This is a genomic window from Planococcus lenghuensis (assembly GCF_001999905.1).
In the GTDB taxonomy this organism is placed as follows: domain Bacteria; phylum Bacillota; class Bacilli; order Bacillales_A; family Planococcaceae; genus Indiicoccus; species Indiicoccus lenghuensis.
This window is the reverse complement of record NZ_CP019640.1, coordinates 2520737-2537877: the sequence shown is the minus strand read 5'-3', so window position 1 is coordinate 2537877 and position 17141 is coordinate 2520737. Positions and strand designations below refer to the sequence as shown.

Here is a 17141-nt window from a genome sequence, read left to right as displayed (position 1 = left end):
ATGAATAGCAATCACAACAGAAGGAGTGTTTATTGAATGAAGCTGTTATCATTCCGCTACTCAGGCGAAGTGCGATTCGGTCCGAAAGTAAAAAAGGAAGAAGCAGTATGGGATGTTCTGAAAATCCAGCAGGAACTGCAGCCGTTGAAGTCGTTTCCGGAAACCCTGATTGAAGGGGTTTCTCTCGGTATGGAATTTGTAGAACAAGTCCGTAAATTGACGGAAGCGGCAAAGCAGTCAGATCACCCTGAACAATTCAAACACTCTTTTATGGATATTGAATGGCTGGCACCAATTCCGCGGCCGTTGAAAAATATCATTGGCATTGGAAAAAACTATGAAGATCATGCAAAAGAAATGGGCGATTCGGTTCCTGAAGCCGTGGTGGTTTTCACAAAATCACCGACTACTATAGCCGGCGATGAAGCAACGGTTCCCGTTCATGCAGATCTGACAGATCAATATGATTATGAAGGTGAATTGGCAGTCGTCATAGGGAAAGCAGGAAGAGCTATTCCCAAGCAGCTCGCGTATGATCACGTGTTCGGTTACACGATTGCCAATGATCTGACCGCCCGGGATCTGCAGAAAAAACACCAGCAATTCTTCCTTGGCAAGAGCCTGCCCGGTTCCTGTCCAATGGGACCGTATCTTGTATCGAAAGATGAAATTGCCCCGATGCAGCAACTATCCATCGTCACGAAAGTGAATGATGAAGTGCGGCAGAACGGGACGACTGCGAACATGATCCGTGCTGTAGATGACCTGATCAGTGAAGTATCCAAATATGTTGCTTTGGAACCAGGCGATATTTTGTTGACCGGTACACCAGCCGGCGTTGGCAAAGGATTCAATCCGCCGAAGTTCCTGAAAGCCGGCGATACAGTTAAAATCTCGATTGAAGGCATCGGCACACTTGTGACACATTTGGAATAAAGCTGTTTGTGTCTCTCCCAACCCGGTGTGCTATACTGAAAACCGACATACTTGGTAATGGGGTGACAATTTGGACTTTCTTACAGCATCAACACATTTGCACATCACAACATGGGTCGTCGGTCTGATTTTGTTTTTTGCAGCGGCAGCCATGGCTGCGGACTCAAAAGGCCGAAAAATTACACAGATGATTTTGCGGGTGTTCTACATCCTGATCATCATCACAGGTGGTGCCTTGTTCTTCGAGTTCTCTTCCATTAATGCGATGGAGTATGGCCTGAAATTCCTATTCGGCCTGCTGACGATCGGTATGATGGAAATGGTACTGGTTCGGGGCAAGAAAGGAAAATCAACGGGGCTATTCTGGCTGCTGTTTGCTGTTTTCCTGTTTGTAACATTGTTCTACGGATTCAGACTTCCACTGAACCTCGATTTTCTAGCATTTTAAACAGGCGCTCCGGCGTCTGTTTTTTTTGCGTATTAGTTCACAGGATTGACGCATACCGGTGATGTGCCGGTTGATTTTCCGGATTGTGCATAGCGGTAGCCAATCGGGTTTGTTAAAATAATACCAGCAGCTTTGATTGTCTTGAATGGAAAGGGGAGACAGATTTGGGCAAGAAATGGATCACGGGTTTCCTCGCAGGATTGCTGGCGCTGTCTGTCATGACGCCTGCGCAGGCGGCGGAAGAACGCACAATCGAAGACGAAACTGTTTACGATATACTGGTGGATCGTTTTTTTAATAAGGAAGTACAGAATGATTATGACGTGGACACGCGGGATGCCAATGCCTTCAATGGCGGGGATTTTGCCGGCCTTCTTGAAAATCTGGAGCACGTCGAAAAACTTGGGTTTACGATGTTGTCCATCGGGCCAATATTTGCAACAGATTCGTACGACGGAAGAGAAGTTTCGGATTATAGCTTGCTGGAGCGGCATTTCGGTACAGCTGAAGAACTGAAAGCGGTGATTGAAGAAGCGCATGACCGCGGAATCAGGATCATCGTGGACGTTCCTACACAGAAACTCAGTGCAGATCATCTTTGGATACAGGAATATCCGGAATGGGCCACAGAAAATGAAGATGGGACATTCGCACTTAATACTGAGAACCCTGATGTACAGAAAGCGCTGATTGAAGCATTTCGCGAATTCATTAACACCTATAACGTTGATGGACTAAGACTGCAGGATACAGATGAATTGGCTCCAGAGTTCATCAACGTATTTGCTGATTCGCTGAAAGAAGTACGGCCGCTTTACATTCTAAGCGACAGTCCGCTTTCTGAGGAAGCTGCAATCGACCTGGATGCGACGGTATTGCCTGAAGCTGAAGAAGTTCTTCGGGAAGCATACCGGACAGCGGATACAGATACTGCGGCGCTGATCGACTTGATGGAGAGAAGCGAAGGGCAGCTCATCCGGATTGATTCACTGGAAAGTTCCCGGTTTACAGCGGGTGTGCTTGAATCAACGATGTATCCGCCTACCCGGTGGAAGCTGGTATTTGCTCAGCTGCTGTCGATGCCGGGAATACCGGTGGTCCAGTATGGCTCTGAAATTGCGGTTACTGGATCCGGTCCGCCTGAATCACACGATATCCTCAATTTGCGCGTGGATGAAGAGCTGATCAACTATATCGGCGATTGGACCTCTCTCCGCAATGAGTCGGAAGCACTCCGCACCGGTGAATTAGAAGTGCTCGCAGCTGATGATGGTTGGTTCGTATATAAGCGGTCGAATGAAGAAGAGTCATGGATCATCGCGATCAACAATACGACCGATACGCAACATTTGACGATTCCGGGAGAAGTAATTGGGAACAGCCAGGAAATGCGGGGATTGTTTGAAAGTGATATCGTCCGGCAGAACGACGAAGGGGACTACCAGATTACACTGAACCGGGAACTGGCAGAAGCTTATACCGTGATGGAAGAACGGGGACTGAACAGCTGGTATTTTGTTGCACTGGCACTTGTTTTCGTCCTGTTTGTCCTGTTTCTGTGGCTTGTCTGGCGCAGAGGCAAGCGACCGGCTCAGCAATAGCTTTGAATAAAAATATCCCTCCGACAAGTCATTTCGGAGGGGTATTTTTAACACTATATAAAGCTTCTGAAAAATATTAGCCGGCTGACACCTTTTACAGCGCTTTGTTCAAGAAAAAGACAGCCAGGGTACCGGGACCTGTATGTGCGGCAATTACGGAACCGATCAAGTGGACTTCAACCGTTTTCGGGTTAAATCGTTCTTCGATCGCCTGTTTCATTTCTAGCGCTACCGCTTCATCGTCTCCATGACTAATGGCGATGCGCTGTTCATCCAGTTTTTCACCGCGCTCTGCCATTACATCAAGCATGCGCTTCATGACTTTTTTACGGCCCCGCAACTTTTCAAGCGGGATCAGTTTGCCGTCTTCTACATGAAGAAGCGGTTTAATATTCAACAGCCCGCCGACAAAAGCGCTGGCTCTGGAGACCCGGCCGCCGCGGGCTAAATAGTCGAGGTCTTCCACTGTGAAAAGATGTTCCATATGAGCTGCCATAAACCGGGTATGTTCTTCAATTTCCTGAGCTGACTTGCCGGCGTGCAGCATATCGACGGCTTCTTCTACAATCAATCCATATCCAAGCGATGCGCATTTCGTATCAATGATCGTCAGTTGAAGTTCCGGATGCTCTTCGCGCACTTGCTCGGCCACCATGACAGCCGTGTTGTGTGTGCCGGATAACTCAGATGAAAAAGCGATGTAAAGTCCGGTTTCACCCTGTTGGGCAAGTTGTTCAAAAGCAGCCAGCATATCTTCAGGAGAAGCCTGGGATGTTTTCGGATGTTGGCCATTCCGGATTTCTTCATAGACTTTTTTTGAATCGATGGTCAGGATATCCTGGAATTCCTGTTCTCCGATATGTACCCGGAGCGGAAACAATCCCACACCGTTTTGTTCAAAAAAGGATTTCGGTAAATCAGATGCACTGTCAGCAAAGATTTTCATAAAAATTCCTCCGATTCCCTTATAGTTTTAAACGGTCAGCAAGCAATTCGGCAATTCCGTCCGCATTATTGGATGATGTAATTTCATTGGCAATGGATTTCAATGAATCGATGGCATTATCCATCGCAACCCCTACCCCGGCATATTCAATCATTTCGAGGTCGTTGTCTTCATCACCAAAAGCGATGATCCGCTCCCGGGGGATATCGAGCGACTTGGCGACGCGGTCAAGTCCGACAGCCTTGTTCATCCCGCTGCGGACAATTTCGATTACATGCCAAGGAGCACCCCAGCGCCGATGGTCGATGGCTTCCGCATGGACGGCGTTCAAATGATCATGTATCAGCGGAACTTTCTCCACTGGTGCGTGGATCAGCATGGAAGTCGGATCGGCCTTCAAGTAATTGCGCAAATCACCGACTGTAACTTCGGGATCACCGAACTTGAAGATGTTCAGCAATTTTTCATCGTGCTGGTGGACATAGACATCATCCTTCACTTCCGCGACGACATTATAGAAATCAAAGTCATGCAGAGATTCCACCACTTCGTGAACCACATTCAAGCTGATCGGGGAATGATGTACTCCCCAGCGGGCATCTGACGGATGATGGACGAATGCGCCGTTAAAGTTCACAATCGGCGTCGTCAGCTCAAGCTCTTCATAATAGATCCCGCTTGCCCGGTACGGCCGGCCGGTTGCAATCATGACTTGATGGCCAGCCGCCATGGCCTTTTGCAGTATACGTTTCGTTTTAGCCGAGATGACTTTCTCATCTGTTAAAAGTGTTCCGTCCAAATCGAGGACAATTAAATGCTGTTTCATGTCGGTATCCCCTTTCTCTCTATCTTTCAGTTTATCGATAAAGAGCCTGCCGCGTCAAAAACTTCAGTTGTTTTAGCTGTTTTTCGGGCAATCAGGCGTTAAAATAATGGAAAGGAGTTGGAATTAGTAGATGAAAGTGATAAAAGAACAATGGGGAGAAATCCCTGTGCTGCACACGGGGCCGGATGCGCAGTTCAATGAGCCGCTGCCAACCGTCGTTTTTCTTCATGGATTTACAAGCGCAAAGGAACATAATCTGCATTATGCTTACCAATTAGCCGAAAAAGGCATCCGGACAATCTTGCCTGATGCCATTCTCCATGGTGAGCGGACGGAACCAATCGATCAGGTTCAGCAAAGTATGCGATTCTGGGAAACTGTTCTGACATCAATCGATGAACTGGCTTTCCTTAACACACATGTCCAGCAAGAGGGATTGGCAGACAGCGAGATTGGCGTTGCCGGTACTTCCATGGGTGGAATTACAGCACTGGGTGCACTGACAGTTTATCCATGGATCCGAACTGCGGCCATTATGATGGGATCGGCTGGGTATGTACAATTTGCAGAAGCACAAATGCAGCAATTCGAATCCCGTGGATTCAAGCTGCCGCTTACAGAAGAAGAACGGGAGACGATGATGACATCGCTTGCGCAGTTTGACTTGACGAAGAATCGCCAGAAACTGGAAGGGCGGCCGGTCTACTTCTGGCATGGAGAGAAAGATGTAACGGTGCCGTTTGAGCCGACATTTGGTTTCTATCAATTACTGCTTGAAGATTACGCGGAGTTCCCGGAACGAATCCGATTCATCCGTGACCGGCAGGCCGGGCATGCCGTTTCCCGTGAAGGGATGCTTGAAGCCACTTCTTGGCTGGCAGCTCATTTGATGAAACAGGAAGCACGCTGATTTCTTTTAGTTATGAAATTTGCTAAACTGAAGATATACGGAAAAGGGAGGGAACTTGAATGGATCAGGAAATGCGCGACAGCATGATGGGAGCATTGGAGCAGGTTATTGACCCGGAGCTTGGCATCGATATCGTCAATCTTGGGCTCATCTACGATGTGGAGCTCCAGGAAGAAGGAAAAGCAGTTGTGACGATGACATTGACATCACTGGGCTGCCCGATGGGTCCGATGATTGTGGATCAGGTAAAAACAGCTTTATCAGAACTTCCCGAAGTGAATGAAGTTGAAGTAAATATCGTCTGGCAGCCGGCATGGTCGAAAGATCACATGTCCCGCTATGCAAAAATGGCACTTGGCGTAAGATAATTGATAATGAATGAGGAAACCGCATCTTCCAGTAATGGAAGATGCGGTTTTTGCGTGGAAAAATTATAATGGCCCATCGCCTTATTTTTTGTTTGTGTTCATTGTGAAAGCTGTCAGCGCTTCTACCGGGGTGCTTGCGCTTTTCCGCTTGTCCAGACGCCAGCACCCAGCCCCTCGAGGTCGCTTCAGACCCGCCCGCGATGACAAAGACCGTCATCTCAGGCGCGCCCTCCAGCGTTTGTCGGGGCTACCGGGCGCTTGCGCTTTTCCTATAGTTTTCATTTGCAAAAGGGTCTGAAGCGTCATATAATTACATTAGTCAAAAAAGGTCAAATAATTAAAGGCTAAGTGATTAGGAGGCGAGAGCAGATGATGAATATTAATGAAGAACAAAAAACACCATTGGAGCAATTCGGCCGTAATCTGATTGAACAAGCCCAGTCCGGTAAGATGGACCCAGTCATCGGGCGGGATCAGGAAATCCGGAATGTGATCCGAATCTTGTCCCGGAAAACGAAGAATAACCCTGTGCTGATCGGTGAACCGGGTGTCGGGAAAACGGCAATCGTTGAAGGGCTCGCTCAGCGGATTGTAAAGAATGACGTGCCGGAAGGTCTGAAAGATCACATACTGTATGAACTGGATATGAGCGCACTTATCGCAGGCGCTAAATACCGCGGTGAATTCGAGGAACGGCTGAAAGGCGTCCTTAAAGAAGTGAAGGAGTCGGACGGCCGCATCATTCTGTTCATTGATGAATTGCATACAATTGTTGGGGCAGGAAAGACGGAAGGCGCCATGGATGCAGGCAATATGCTTAAACCAATGCTGGCACGCGGTGAATTGCATTGCATCGGAGCAACAACGCTTGATGAATACCGCATGCATATCGAAAAAGATCCGGCTCTTGAACGGCGCTTTCAGCAGGTGATGGTGCGTGAGCCTTCTGTGGAGGATTCAGTTTCAATTCTCCGCGGTTTGAAAGAACGATTTGAACTGCACCACGGTGTCCGGATTCATGACCGGGCGATTATCGCAGCCGCTGCATTATCGGACCGGTATATCACAGAGCGGTTCCTGCCGGATAAAGCGATCGATCTGATCGACGAGGCCTGTGCACTCATCCGGACGGAAATCGACTCCATGCCACAGGAACTTGATGAAACAACCCGGCGTCTGATGCAGCTTGAAATCGAAGAACAGGCTCTGTTAAAAGAAAAAGATGAAGCGAGCAAGAAGCGGCTGAGCCAGCTGCAGGCAGAGATCAATGTCCTGAAAGAAACAACAGAAGATATGAAGGCCCGTTGGGATGAAGAAAAAAGAGCCTTGAAGGCCATTCAGGAAAAACGCAGCCAGTTGGATACTGCCCGGCGTCAGTTGGAAGATGCAGAAAACAAGTATGACCTGAACCGGGCTGCTGAACTCCGACACGGCCGGATTCCGCAAATGGAAAAAGAGTTGGTGAAACTGGAAGGTGCACTGCAGCAGGGAGACGGCCAGCGTCTGTTGCGCGAGGAAGTGACGGAAGAAGAAATTGCAGGGATTGTTGCCCGCTGGACAGGAATCCCGGTAACCAAGCTCATTGAAGGAGAACGGGAGAAACTGCTCCGGCTCAATGATACGCTGAAAGAACGCGTTATTGGTCAGGACAATGCCGTGCAGCTTGTAACTGAAGCGGTATGGCGGGCGAGGGCCGGCATCAAAGATCCGAATAAGCCAATCGGTTCATTCATTTTTCTTGGCCCGACCGGTGTTGGGAAGACAGAACTTGCTAAAGCACTTGCTGCGAATCTGTTTGATTCCGAAGATCATTTCATCCGTATCGATATGTCGGAGTATATGGAAAAACACAGTGTTTCCCGGCTCGTCGGCGCCCCTCCCGGCTATATTGGGTTTGAAGAGGGCGGCCAGCTAACAGAAGCGGTACGCCGGAATCCTTATTCTGTCGTGCTGCTGGATGAAATTGAAAAGGCGCATCCCGATGTGGCGAATATCCTGCTGCAAGTGCTCGATGACGGCCGGATTACGGACAGTCAGGGAAGACTGGTGAACTTTTCGAATACGGTAGTCATTATGACATCAAATATTGGATCGGCGTTTATTGCTGATAGCAGTGAACACGAAACGGAAGATCTAGTCATGGCTGAATTGCGCAACCATTTCCGCCCTGAACTGCTGAACCGGATTGATGACATCATCATCTTTCATTCACTCGGCAATGCGCATTTTTATGGGATCGCCAAGAAAATGATGAAAGATCTTGAACAGCGGGTGAGTCAGCAAGGCATCAGCCTGGATGTCGCTGACAGTGTGATCCGATATGTAGTTGAAGCCGGAACAGACTCCGTATTTGGTGCACGGCCGTTAAAGCGGTTCATTCAGCGTGAAATCGAAACGCGGGTCGCCCGGGAGCTGATCAAGGGCGGAGTTACGGAAGGCGCGACTCTCCAGCTGACGATGGAAAATGGAAACTTAACTATTCTTAATGTCCCATCTGTTTAACCAGTAATGCCAAGCAGCACATAAAATGCCCTGAACAGCCGGATAACCGGCTGTTCAGGGCATTTTTTTAATGGTGATCTTTTCCTGGGGCAAGATTGCCTGGAATTAACGCGGCAATCAAGAACACAAGGACTGATACGATAAGGGACATGTAAATACCCCACATGAAGTCGAATGGAACGCCTTGAATTGCGCTTACTACATAATTTACCATTGAGATCAGCAATGCTGACCACACAAATGTCATGATATACGCCACACGGTTTCACCTCTGCATAAAAGTTCTGATCTTATCATACCATAAAAGTGTTGGCAAAGAGAATGAAAGTTGAGCTTTCATACCTGATATGGCGAAAATTTGTCCAATGGTTGTAAAAAAACGAAAAATGGGCTAAAATTAATACCAGGTAATAGTATTTGATGTTAATGAAAAGAGGTCATCATATGAATGCTGGAATAATCGGTATCGGAAGACATCTTCCGGAACAAGTGCTGACGAATGCAGATTTGGAAAAACGGATGGATACCTCAGATGAATGGATCCGGACCCGGACAGGAATCGAAGAGCGGCGCATTGCCCGAGACGAGGAAAACACTTCACATATGGCTCTTAGGGCGGCACAGCGGGCAATCGATGATTCAGGTATCACCCCTGAAAAAATCGGATTAATTTTAGTTGCTACAGTGACGCCGGACTACGGTTTTCCCTCTGTCGCCAGTATGATTCAGCAGGAACTTGGCGCAGTGAATGCTGCAGCGATGGATTTGTCTGCAGCCTGTGCAGGATTTATGTATGGACTGACGACAGCCAAGCAATTCATTGATGGAAATGTCTACGATTATATTCTGGTTGTCGGTGTTGAAAAATTATCAAAGATCACTGACTGGCAGGACCGCAACACAGCTGTGCTTTTTGGCGATGGAGCAGGAGCTGCTGTAATGGGGAAAGTATCAGAGGGACGGGGTATTTTATCCTTCGAGCTTGGCACTGATGGATCAGGCGGGAAATACTTGCTGCAGGATGGTGACTTCATTTCGATGAATGGCCGGGAAGTATTTAAATTTGCCGTGCGTCAGATGGGTGAGTCAGCTGAAGGCGTTATCAATAAAGCTGGGCTTACAAAAGACGATATCGATATGCTGATACCGCATCAGGCTAATATCCGCATCATGGAGGCATCGCGCACACGGCTCGATCTGCCGCCGGAAAGAATGTCGAAGACTGTGCATAAGTACGGAAATACATCTTCAGCGTCGATTCCGATCTCACTTGTTGAGGAACTGGAAAGCGGCAAGATCAAGGATGATGATGTAATCGTTATGGTTGGATTTGGCGGCGGTCTCACATGGGGAGCCATCGCTATGAAGTGGGGGAAATAAGGGGAAATGCGAAAGGACGGAAATGAAATGACAAAACGTCGCGTAGTAGTCACCGGGTTAGGAGCAGTTTCACCGGTCGGCAATTCTGCTGAAGCTTCATGGGAAGCGGTAAAAACGGGGAAATCCGGAATCGGACCAATGACCCGGCTGAATCCGGATGAATTCCCGGCAAAGGTTTCAGCGGAAGTAAAAGACTTTTCTATAGAAGATTATATCAGCCGGAAAGACGCCAGAAAAATGGATCGGTTCACGCATTATGCACTGGCTGCATCCATTATGGCGATGAAAGATGCTGAATTGGAACTGGATGATGAAACTGCACTTCGGACAGGCGTTTGGATCGGTTCCGGAATCGGCGGCATGGAAACGATTGAAACTCAGCACGATATTCTGAATGAACGCGGTTATCGCCGGACAAGCCCGTTTTTTGTGCCGATGATTATTCCGGATATGGCATCAGGGCAAGTTTCAATTTACTTTGGTGCCAAGGGCATCAACTCCTGTACGGTAACGGCGTGTGCATCCGGAACAAATTCCATCGGCGATGCTTTCAAAGTGATTCAGCGTGGTGACGCTGATGTCATGATATCGGGAGGAGCAGAAGCACCGATTACCCGTCTGTCAGTAGCCGGGTTCAGTTCGAATACAGCGCTGACAACCAACACAGACCCCGCTACGGCTTCCCGGCCGTTTGATAAGAACCGGGATGGTTTTGTCATTGCGGAGGGGGCCGGGGTTATCATTCTCGAAGAGTATGAGCATGCGAAGGCCCGCGGAGCTAAAATTTATGCGGAAATTACCGGATACGGTTCCACCGGCGATGCCCACCATATCACAGCACCGGCTCCAGGGGGCGAGGGAGCTGCACGGGCGATGGCACAGGCGCTTGAAGATGGAGCGGTAAAAACAGAGGAGATCGATTACATTAACGCGCACGGTACAAGCACTGCGTATAACGACTTATACGAGACGATGGCCGTGAAATCTGTTTTCGGCGATCATGCGTATAAGCTCGGCATGAGTTCCACTAAGTCGGTTACAGGGCACCTTCTCGGAGCGGCCGGCGGAGTAGAAGCAATCTTCTCAATTCTTGCGCTGCAAGAGGGAATCATGCCCCCGACAATGAATCTCACTGACCCGGATCCGGAATGTGATCTTGATTACATTCCGAATGAAGCCCGCAAAGCTGATTTGAAATATGTTATGAGTAACTCACTCGGCTTCGGGGGACATAACGCATCACTCGTATTTAAAAAAATCGAAGCATAATAAAAACCACCTTGCCTCAGAAAACAGGCAAGGTGGTTTTCACTTTATCTTTTTTTTCGGCCAAGGCCCATGGCATTTTCCATTTTCTTAAGGGTCTTGTTGGCAATTTTACTGGCATTTTCAGCCCCCTCATCCAGTACCCTGTCCAATTCCTCTGAATTGATCAGTTCGTTATAACGTTCCTGGATCGGTTTCAAGTGATCGGTCACTGCCTTGGCTACGGATGCTTTGAATTCTCCATAGCCAGCATCAGCATATTTGGCTTCCAGTGATTTAATGGACTGGTCTGTCAAAGCTGCTTCGATTGTCAGAAGGTTGGAGATGCCCGGCTTGTTTTCTTTGTCAAATCGAACGATGCCTTCCGAATCCGTGACAGCGCTTTTGATTTTTTTCTCAATGGTTTTCAAATCATCGAGCAGCGTAATGGTCGATTTTTTATTGGGATCTGATTTGCTCATTTTTTTATTGGGATCCTGCAACGCCATGATGCGGGCGCCATTCTGCGGAAGACGGATGTCAGGAAGCGTAAAGACATCATTATGCCGCTTATTGAATCGTTCAGCGAGATCGCGCGTCAACTCAATATGCTGTTTCTGGTCATCGCCGACCGGAACGATGTCGGTCTGATACAGCAGGATATCCGCCGCCATAAGTGGAGGGTAGGTAAGAAGACCTGCTGAAACAGCCGCATTGCCTGCGGATTTATCCTTATACTGGGTCATTCGTTCAAGTTCACCGATGGATGCTGTACAAGTCAGCATCCAGCCAGCCTGTGCGTGGGCCGGTACTTCCGACTGAACAAATAACGTGGCTTTGTCTGGATCAATGCCTGCAGCGAGATACAGAGCTGCCAATGACTTAATACTTTTGCGAAGCTCCAGTCGATCTTGCGGCATGGTGATGGCATGCTGGTCGACAATGCAGAACACGCAATCATAATCATACTGGAGCTCCACAAATTGTTTGAAAGCACCAATATAATTGCCGAGTGTTACAGTTCCAGTGGGCTGGACCCCTGAAAAAATCCGTTTCATCATAAATTCCTCCCCATTATAAAAGCACATCATTCATCCTGGAAAAAGGGACGAATGATGTGCTGTTCCGCGGTACCACCCTGATTGCCGTCGCCGGCCGCTCAACTTCGTAACGTGAAGGGGACGGAGCCGGCTACTTTGAGTTCACCGGCTCAGCTCCGAAGTCCATTCCAAAAAGCTCTTCACCTGTTCACACCATCCACAGGCTCTCTGATAAGAAGAAGCTTCCTGTACTACTCTTCATCTGCGCTTTATCGACAGATCATCCCGGCGGTCTGCAGAGGAAGCAATGATTCTTCCCCGGCTGCTCTCCGTACACGATCAGATTATAAGGTTCTGGTGCTGATTCCCGGCAGATTGGAAGCGGGAAGTCATTCAGCCGGAACCATGTAATCGGAATAACTGAAATTTAGTATAGTACAATACTGAACATTTGTGAAGTTTTAGATATAATAGGAGAACAAAGCAACACCCATCAACGTGATTGTTGCCGTGCCGACTGACAGCAGCGGCAAAAAAGGTACGGCGATCAATTCAGAAGGCGTGCGCATTTCATCGATGTCAAAACCGGAGCGGAGGTCAAATGCTTTGCGCATACTGACTGTGAAAATATCAAAAAATCCGCTCTGGACGACATAAATGGTCGCCCCAATGAAAAAGAGAATACCGCCATAGATAAACGAAGTATCAATATATGACAGCAGGCTAAGCTGCTGTTCACGGAACAAAATCGTCAGCAAAATAATCGCTTGCACAGCTAAGGCGCTCAGTAAAAACTTCTTCAATAATATACACCTCATTTTCTTTTTATTGTAAAAGAACCGGATGGTAAAATCAAAGATTAATTATCTGGCAGCTATGCAATTAGAACTGTGGAATGTGACAAGATTAAGGCTTTTATGACAAGTATGTGAACTAAATATCATTTTTATATAAGTTTTTTTATGGAGGTCTGTACATATACGCCAGAATCTGTATAATAAGTATTGTACCAATTTTTCAGAAAACTTAAGGGGGTCAACTGAGTGAAAAACAGCAAGATTTTCTGGCTTCTCGGTCTCGTTCTTGTTCTTGGCATGTTCCTCGCAGCCTGTGGCGGCGAAGAAGCAACTGAAGAAGAAGTCGTGGATGAAGAAGAAGTCGTAGAGGAAGAGCCTGTTGAAGGCGAAGAAGAAGTGGTGGCTGAAGTTCCAGAAGAACTGGATGAGCCGCAGGTGTTGGAACTGATTGAAAGTGCAGAAATTCCAACATTAGATTCATCACTCGTTACAGATTCAGTAGGATTTAACCTGCTTAACAACGTCAACGAAGGTCTGTACCGCCTGAATGAAGAAAATATTGCTGTACCAGCAGTTGCTGCTGGTGAACCTGAAGTCAGTGAAGACGGCTTGACTTATACATTTGAAATCCGTGAGGATGCTGTATGGTCAAACGGTACACCTGTCACAGCTAATGACTTTGTCTTTGCATGGCAGCGTGCGATCGATCCGGCTACCGGATCTTCTTACGGCCCATACATGTTCTCCGGTGTAATTGACAACGCGACTGAAATCGCTGCCGGTGAACTGGAACCATCTGAACTCGGCGTTACTGCAGTCGATGATTCAACTCTCGAAGTACAGTTGGAGCGTCCGGTTCCTTACTTCGAATCACTGATGGCTTTCGGAACATTCTACCCATTGAATGAAGAATTCGTAACAGCCGCTGGTGATGACTATGCTACAAACTCTGAAAACCTGCTTTACAATGGACCATTCGTTCTGACAAACTGGGACGGAACTGGTCTGAGTTGGTCACTTGAGAAAAACCCTGAATACTGGGATGCTGAAGCGGTTAACCTTGAAGAAATCAATTACGATGTAGTTAAAGAAACTTCAACTGCAGTAAACCTTTACCAGTCTGGCGAGAAAGACCGCACAGCTCTGTCAGGTGAATTCGCGATGCAGTATGCAAGTGATCCTGAACTCGTGTCTGAACTGGAACCAACATTGTTCTACCTGAAATTCAATCAGGAACGCAATGGCGAGCCAACACCGCTTGCTAATGAAAATATCCGCGAAGCAATTGCGATGGCTTTCAACAAAGAAGACTTGGCGACTGTAATCCTGGCTAACGGATCACTTCCTGCTGATTACCTTGTACCAACTGACTTTGCGTTCAATGCAGAAGGCGAAGATTTCCGCGATATCAATGGCGATCTGCTCGGCTATGATCCGGAAGCTGCTCTTGAAGCATGGGAAACTGGACTTGAAGAGCTTGGCGTTGAAGAAATCACACTTGAACTGCTCGGTGGAGACACAGAACTTTCCAAGAAAATGGATGAGTATTTGAAGCAGCAGCTTGAAACAACTCTTCCTGGCCTGACTCTTGAACTGAGAGAAGTGCCATTCAGCGTGCGTCTTGAGGCTGATGAAGCACAGGACTACGATATCCAGTTTGCTGGTTGGGGACCTGATTACCAGGATCCAATGACATTCGTCGACTTGTTCGTTACAGACGGACCGAACAACAAAATGAGCTATTCTAATCCTGAATTCGACGCACTTGTTGAATCAGCGAAAAACGAATTGGCTTTAGACCCTGAAGCTCGCTGGGCTGCTATGGCTGAAGCAGAACGCATCCTCCTCGAGGACGCTGCTATTGCACCAGTCTATCAGCGCGGTCTGATGTCACTGCAAAAACCTTATGTGCATAACATCGTTTCACATCCATTTGGCGGCGACTATAGCTACAAATGGGCTTACATCGATGGAGCAGAGTAAGAGTTTACTGTATTGATCGACACAATGAAGAGAGTATATCGCAGGTTTACGCGGTATACTCTCTTTTCTAATGGAGAAAAATTCACAGAAAATTAAATGACCGCATTAAAAATTTGAACATATATTTAGAAAAGCGGAAGAACCTCTTTTTAAACAAAAAGAATGCTTGTATAATAGAAGTAACTTTCAGGAGGTGCAACAATGTTAAAGTATATTGCTAAGCGGTTGATTTATATGTTAATCACGCTGTATCTTATTGCGACAGCCACGTTTTTCTTGATGAAAATTCTGCCTGGTTCCCCAATTGCTGCCGCTTCAAAACTGTCCCCAGAACAAGAGGCAATCGTATTGGCAAAGTATGGATTGGATAAACCGCTGCCCGTTCAGTACTTTGAGTATATAACTGGTCTTTTGCAAGGCGATCTAGGCGTTTCAATTAATCAGTTCATGGGTGTGGAAGTAACAACTCTTCTACTTGACCGGATTGGGCCGTCATTCCAAATTGGTGCTCAGGCAATGATTCTTGGTACATTCATCGGTATTTTACTGGGAATGATTGCAGCATTGAGACAGAATTCATGGATTGATTATTCCAGCACATTCGCAGCGATTCTCGGGATCTCCATACCGTCATTCGTGTTTGCTGCTGGGTTGCAGTACTGGTTTGGTATGAAATTTGGCTGGTTCCCGGTTGCACTTTGGGATGATGGCTTCATGTCGAGTGTCTTGCCGACTATTGCGCTTGCAATGTCGCCGCTTGCTGTTGCAGCCCGTTTCATTCGAACTGAAATGATTGAAGTGCTAAGTTCTGATTATATTACATTAGCAAGAGCCAAGGGAGCCAGCCGGTCGGAAGTTGCATTCAAACATGCTTTTCGGAATGCACTTATACCGCTTGTTACCGTACTTGGACCTTTAGCTGTTGCTATTCTGACAGGTTCTCTTGTTATTGAAAAAATCTTCGCTATACCCGGAATCGGCGAGCAGTTTGTCAAAGCCATTACAGTTAATGACTTCGCGGTCATCATGGGTACGACACTCTTCTTCTCTGCGTTCCTGATTTTCATCATTCTGGTGGTGGATATTCTTTACGGAATTATCGATCCCCGAATCCGTTTGTCTGGAGGTAAAGATTAATGACTCAACATCCTGAACAACTTCCAAAGGGAGTGTTTGAGCGGGTAACCATTGACCCTTCTCAAGCAGAGAAAATCGCAAAACCAAGCCTGAACTTCTGGCAGGATGCCTGGAGACGACTGCGTAAAAACAAAGGGGCCGTAGTTTCACTGGTTGTTTTCCTTTTGATTTTGATCATGTCGATCATCGGACCACATATCGGCCAGTTCGATCCGAACCAGCAGACAATCACGCACGCCAACCTGCCGCCTAAAGTCGGTGGACTTGAATTTCTTCCGTTATTTGACGGCGTCGGTACACTCGGCGGACAGGAAGTCGATTTATATGAAATGAAAAACGTTGAAGTCAATTACTGGTTAGGTACAGATGGACTGGGACGTGACATGTTCAGCCGGGTCTGGGCAGGAACGCAAGTTTCTCTCTTCATCGCCTTCATGGCTGCAATCATCGATATGGGCATCGGTATCGTCTATGGCGGTATTTCCGGTTATTTCGGGGGGCGCATTGATGATGTTCTGCAGCGGATTGTCGAAATCCTGATCGGAATTCCAAACTTGGTTGTTGTTATCCTGATGATCATGATTATGGATCCTGGGATTACAGCGATCATCATCGCTCTTACGATTACCGGATGGATCGGTATGTCCCGGGTTGTCCGCGGACAAATCCTCAAGTTTAAAAACCAAGAGTTTGTTCTGGCTTCGAAAACACTGGGAGCCAGCAATACACGGATTATTTGGAAACATCTATTGCCGAATATTCTTGGGATTGTCATCATCAACACGATGTTTACCATTCCAAATGCCATATTCTTTGAAGCGTTTCTAAGCTTTATCGGTCTGGGGCTGCAGGCACCGGAAGCTTCACTTGGAACACTGATTAATGACGGGTATAAACTGATTGAATTCCAGCCGCATATTCTGGTCTATCCTGCAATAGTCTTGAGTATCATCATGATTGCGTTTAATCTGATCGGTGACGGGCTGCGTGACGCGCTCGATCCGAAGATGAAAGATTAATAA

General features: G+C 47.3%; 16 protein-coding genes and 1 other annotated feature. Of the genes, 11 read left to right on the top strand and 5 right to left on the bottom strand.

What is annotated here, in order from left to right:
* The first annotated feature begins 36 nt into the window (after nucleotides 1-36).
* The 3 genes from B0X71_RS13020 (at nucleotide 37) to B0X71_RS13010 (ending at nucleotide 2985) form a co-directional block, all read left to right on the top strand.
* A complete protein-coding gene (locus B0X71_RS13020) occupies nucleotides 37-936 on the top strand; it encodes a fumarylacetoacetate hydrolase family protein (RefSeq protein WP_077589827.1) in 900 nt (299 codons plus the stop codon).
* A 70-nt stretch (nucleotides 937-1006) separates the two neighbouring features.
* Entirely contained in the window at nucleotides 1007-1384 is a 378-nt protein-coding gene (locus B0X71_RS13015; RefSeq protein WP_077589826.1) for a YisL family protein, read from the top strand.
* 164 nt (nucleotides 1385-1548) lie between these two features.
* Nucleotides 1549-2985 carry an alpha-amylase family glycosyl hydrolase gene (locus B0X71_RS13010; RefSeq protein WP_156889870.1) on the top strand — a complete coding sequence of 479 codons (1437 nt, stop codon included), beginning with the start codon at nucleotides 1549-1551 and terminating at the stop codon, nucleotides 2983-2985.
* A 94-nt stretch (nucleotides 2986-3079) separates the two neighbouring features.
* On the opposite strand, the gene B0X71_RS13005 is transcribed toward B0X71_RS13010, so the two are convergent.
* On the bottom strand, nucleotides 3080-3931 hold the full coding sequence (locus B0X71_RS13005) for a DegV family protein (protein WP_077589825.1): 852 nt from the start codon (nucleotides 3929-3931) through the stop codon (nucleotides 3080-3082).
* Nucleotides 3932-3950: 19 nt separating this feature from the next.
* Nucleotides 3951-4757: a Cof-type HAD-IIB family hydrolase gene (locus B0X71_RS13000; protein WP_077589824.1), complete on the bottom strand. Its 807-nt coding sequence runs from the start codon at nucleotides 4755-4757 to the stop codon at nucleotides 3951-3953.
* Nucleotides 4758-4887: 130 nt separating this feature from the next.
* On the opposite strand from B0X71_RS13000, the gene B0X71_RS12995 reads away from it, so the two are divergent.
* The 3 genes from B0X71_RS12995 (at nucleotide 4888) to B0X71_RS12985 (ending at nucleotide 8537) form a co-directional block, all read left to right on the top strand.
* Entirely contained in the window at nucleotides 4888-5667 is a 780-nt protein-coding gene (locus B0X71_RS12995; protein WP_077589823.1) for an alpha/beta fold hydrolase, read from the top strand.
* Between the two features lie 59 nt (nucleotides 5668-5726).
* Nucleotides 5727-6035, top strand: a complete 309-nt coding sequence (locus B0X71_RS12990; protein WP_077589822.1) for a metal-sulfur cluster assembly factor — start codon at nucleotides 5727-5729, stop codon at nucleotides 6033-6035.
* A gap of 372 nt (nucleotides 6036-6407) precedes the next feature.
* Nucleotides 6408-8537: an ATP-dependent Clp protease ATP-binding subunit gene (locus tag B0X71_RS12985; protein WP_156889949.1), complete on the top strand. Its 2130-nt coding sequence runs from the start codon at nucleotides 6408-6410 to the stop codon at nucleotides 8535-8537.
* Nucleotides 8538-8604: 67 nt separating this feature from the next.
* Here B0X71_RS12985 and B0X71_RS12980 read toward each other — a convergent pair whose 3' ends face one another.
* Nucleotides 8605-8796, bottom strand: a complete 192-nt coding sequence (locus B0X71_RS12980) for a YjzD family protein (RefSeq protein ID WP_077589820.1) — start codon at nucleotides 8794-8796, stop codon at nucleotides 8605-8607.
* 185 nt (nucleotides 8797-8981) lie between these two features.
* On the opposite strand from B0X71_RS12980, the gene B0X71_RS12975 reads away from it, so the two are divergent.
* Nucleotides 8982-9917 carry a beta-ketoacyl-ACP synthase III gene (locus B0X71_RS12975; protein ID WP_077589819.1) on the top strand — a complete coding sequence of 312 codons (936 nt, stop codon included), beginning with the start codon at nucleotides 8982-8984 and terminating at the stop codon, nucleotides 9915-9917.
* Between the two features lie 27 nt (nucleotides 9918-9944).
* Nucleotides 9945-11186, top strand: a complete 1242-nt coding sequence (gene fabF / locus B0X71_RS12970; RefSeq protein WP_077590996.1) for a beta-ketoacyl-ACP synthase II — start codon at nucleotides 9945-9947, stop codon at nucleotides 11184-11186.
* A 44-nt stretch (nucleotides 11187-11230) separates the two neighbouring features.
* On the opposite strand, the gene trpS is transcribed toward fabF, so the two are convergent.
* On the bottom strand, nucleotides 11231-12223 hold the full coding sequence (gene trpS, locus B0X71_RS12965; RefSeq protein ID WP_232336693.1) for a tryptophan--tRNA ligase: 993 nt from the start codon (nucleotides 12221-12223) through the stop codon (nucleotides 11231-11233).
* 40 nt (nucleotides 12224-12263) lie between these two features.
* Nucleotides 12264-12476: a binding site (T-box leader), on the bottom strand.
* A 187-nt stretch (nucleotides 12477-12663) separates the two neighbouring features.
* Nucleotides 12664-13005, bottom strand: a complete 342-nt coding sequence (locus B0X71_RS12960; RefSeq protein WP_077589817.1) for a DUF3899 domain-containing protein — start codon at nucleotides 13003-13005, stop codon at nucleotides 12664-12666.
* A gap of 240 nt (nucleotides 13006-13245) precedes the next feature.
* On the opposite strand from B0X71_RS12960, the gene B0X71_RS12955 reads away from it, so the two are divergent.
* The 3 genes from B0X71_RS12955 to opp3C all read left to right on the top strand — a co-directional run bounded on the left by B0X71_RS12955 (nucleotide 13246) and on the right by opp3C (nucleotide 17138).
* Nucleotides 13246-14982 carry a peptide ABC transporter substrate-binding protein gene (locus B0X71_RS12955; protein WP_077589816.1) on the top strand — a complete coding sequence of 579 codons (1737 nt, stop codon included), beginning with the start codon at nucleotides 13246-13248 and terminating at the stop codon, nucleotides 14980-14982.
* A 201-nt stretch (nucleotides 14983-15183) separates the two neighbouring features.
* A complete protein-coding gene (gene opp3b, locus B0X71_RS12950; protein WP_077589815.1) occupies nucleotides 15184-16119 on the top strand; it encodes an oligopeptide ABC transporter permease in 936 nt (311 codons plus the stop codon).
* The gene (opp3C, locus tag B0X71_RS12945; RefSeq protein ID WP_077589814.1) at nucleotides 16119-17138 is read left to right on the top strand and encodes an oligopeptide ABC transporter permease; all 1020 of its coding nucleotides are present in this window, start codon (nucleotides 16119-16121) and stop codon (nucleotides 17136-17138) included. Before opp3b ends, opp3C begins: the two co-directional genes overlap by 1 nt.
* Nucleotides 17139-17141 lie beyond the last annotated feature (3 nt).

Coding starts and splice junctions, on each gene's coding strand:
- B0X71_RS12975 (WP_077589819.1), top strand. CDS start 8,982: ATGAATGCTGGAATAATCGGTATCGGAAGACATCTTCCGGAACAAGTG.
- trpS (WP_232336693.1), bottom strand. CDS start 12,223: ATGATGAAACGGATTTTTTCAGGGGTCCAGCCCACTGGAACTGTAACA.
- B0X71_RS13000 (WP_077589824.1), bottom strand. CDS start 4,757: ATGAAACAGCATTTAATTGTCCTCGATTTGGACGGAACACTTTTAACA.
- B0X71_RS12990 (WP_077589822.1), top strand. CDS start 5,727: ATGGATCAGGAAATGCGCGACAGCATGATGGGAGCATTGGAGCAGGTT.
- B0X71_RS12995 (WP_077589823.1), top strand. CDS start 4,888: ATGAAAGTGATAAAAGAACAATGGGGAGAAATCCCTGTGCTGCACACG.
- opp3C (WP_077589814.1), top strand. CDS start 16,119: ATGACTCAACATCCTGAACAACTTCCAAAGGGAGTGTTTGAGCGGGTA.
- fabF (WP_077590996.1), top strand. CDS start 9,945: ATGACAAAACGTCGCGTAGTAGTCACCGGGTTAGGAGCAGTTTCACCG.
- B0X71_RS13020 (WP_077589827.1), top strand. CDS start 37: ATGAAGCTGTTATCATTCCGCTACTCAGGCGAAGTGCGATTCGGTCCG.
- opp3b (WP_077589815.1), top strand. CDS start 15,184: ATGTTAAAGTATATTGCTAAGCGGTTGATTTATATGTTAATCACGCTG.
- B0X71_RS12985 (WP_156889949.1), top strand. CDS start 6,408: ATGAATATTAATGAAGAACAAAAAACACCATTGGAGCAATTCGGCCGT.
- B0X71_RS13005 (WP_077589825.1), bottom strand. CDS start 3,931: ATGAAAATCTTTGCTGACAGTGCATCTGATTTACCGAAATCCTTTTTT.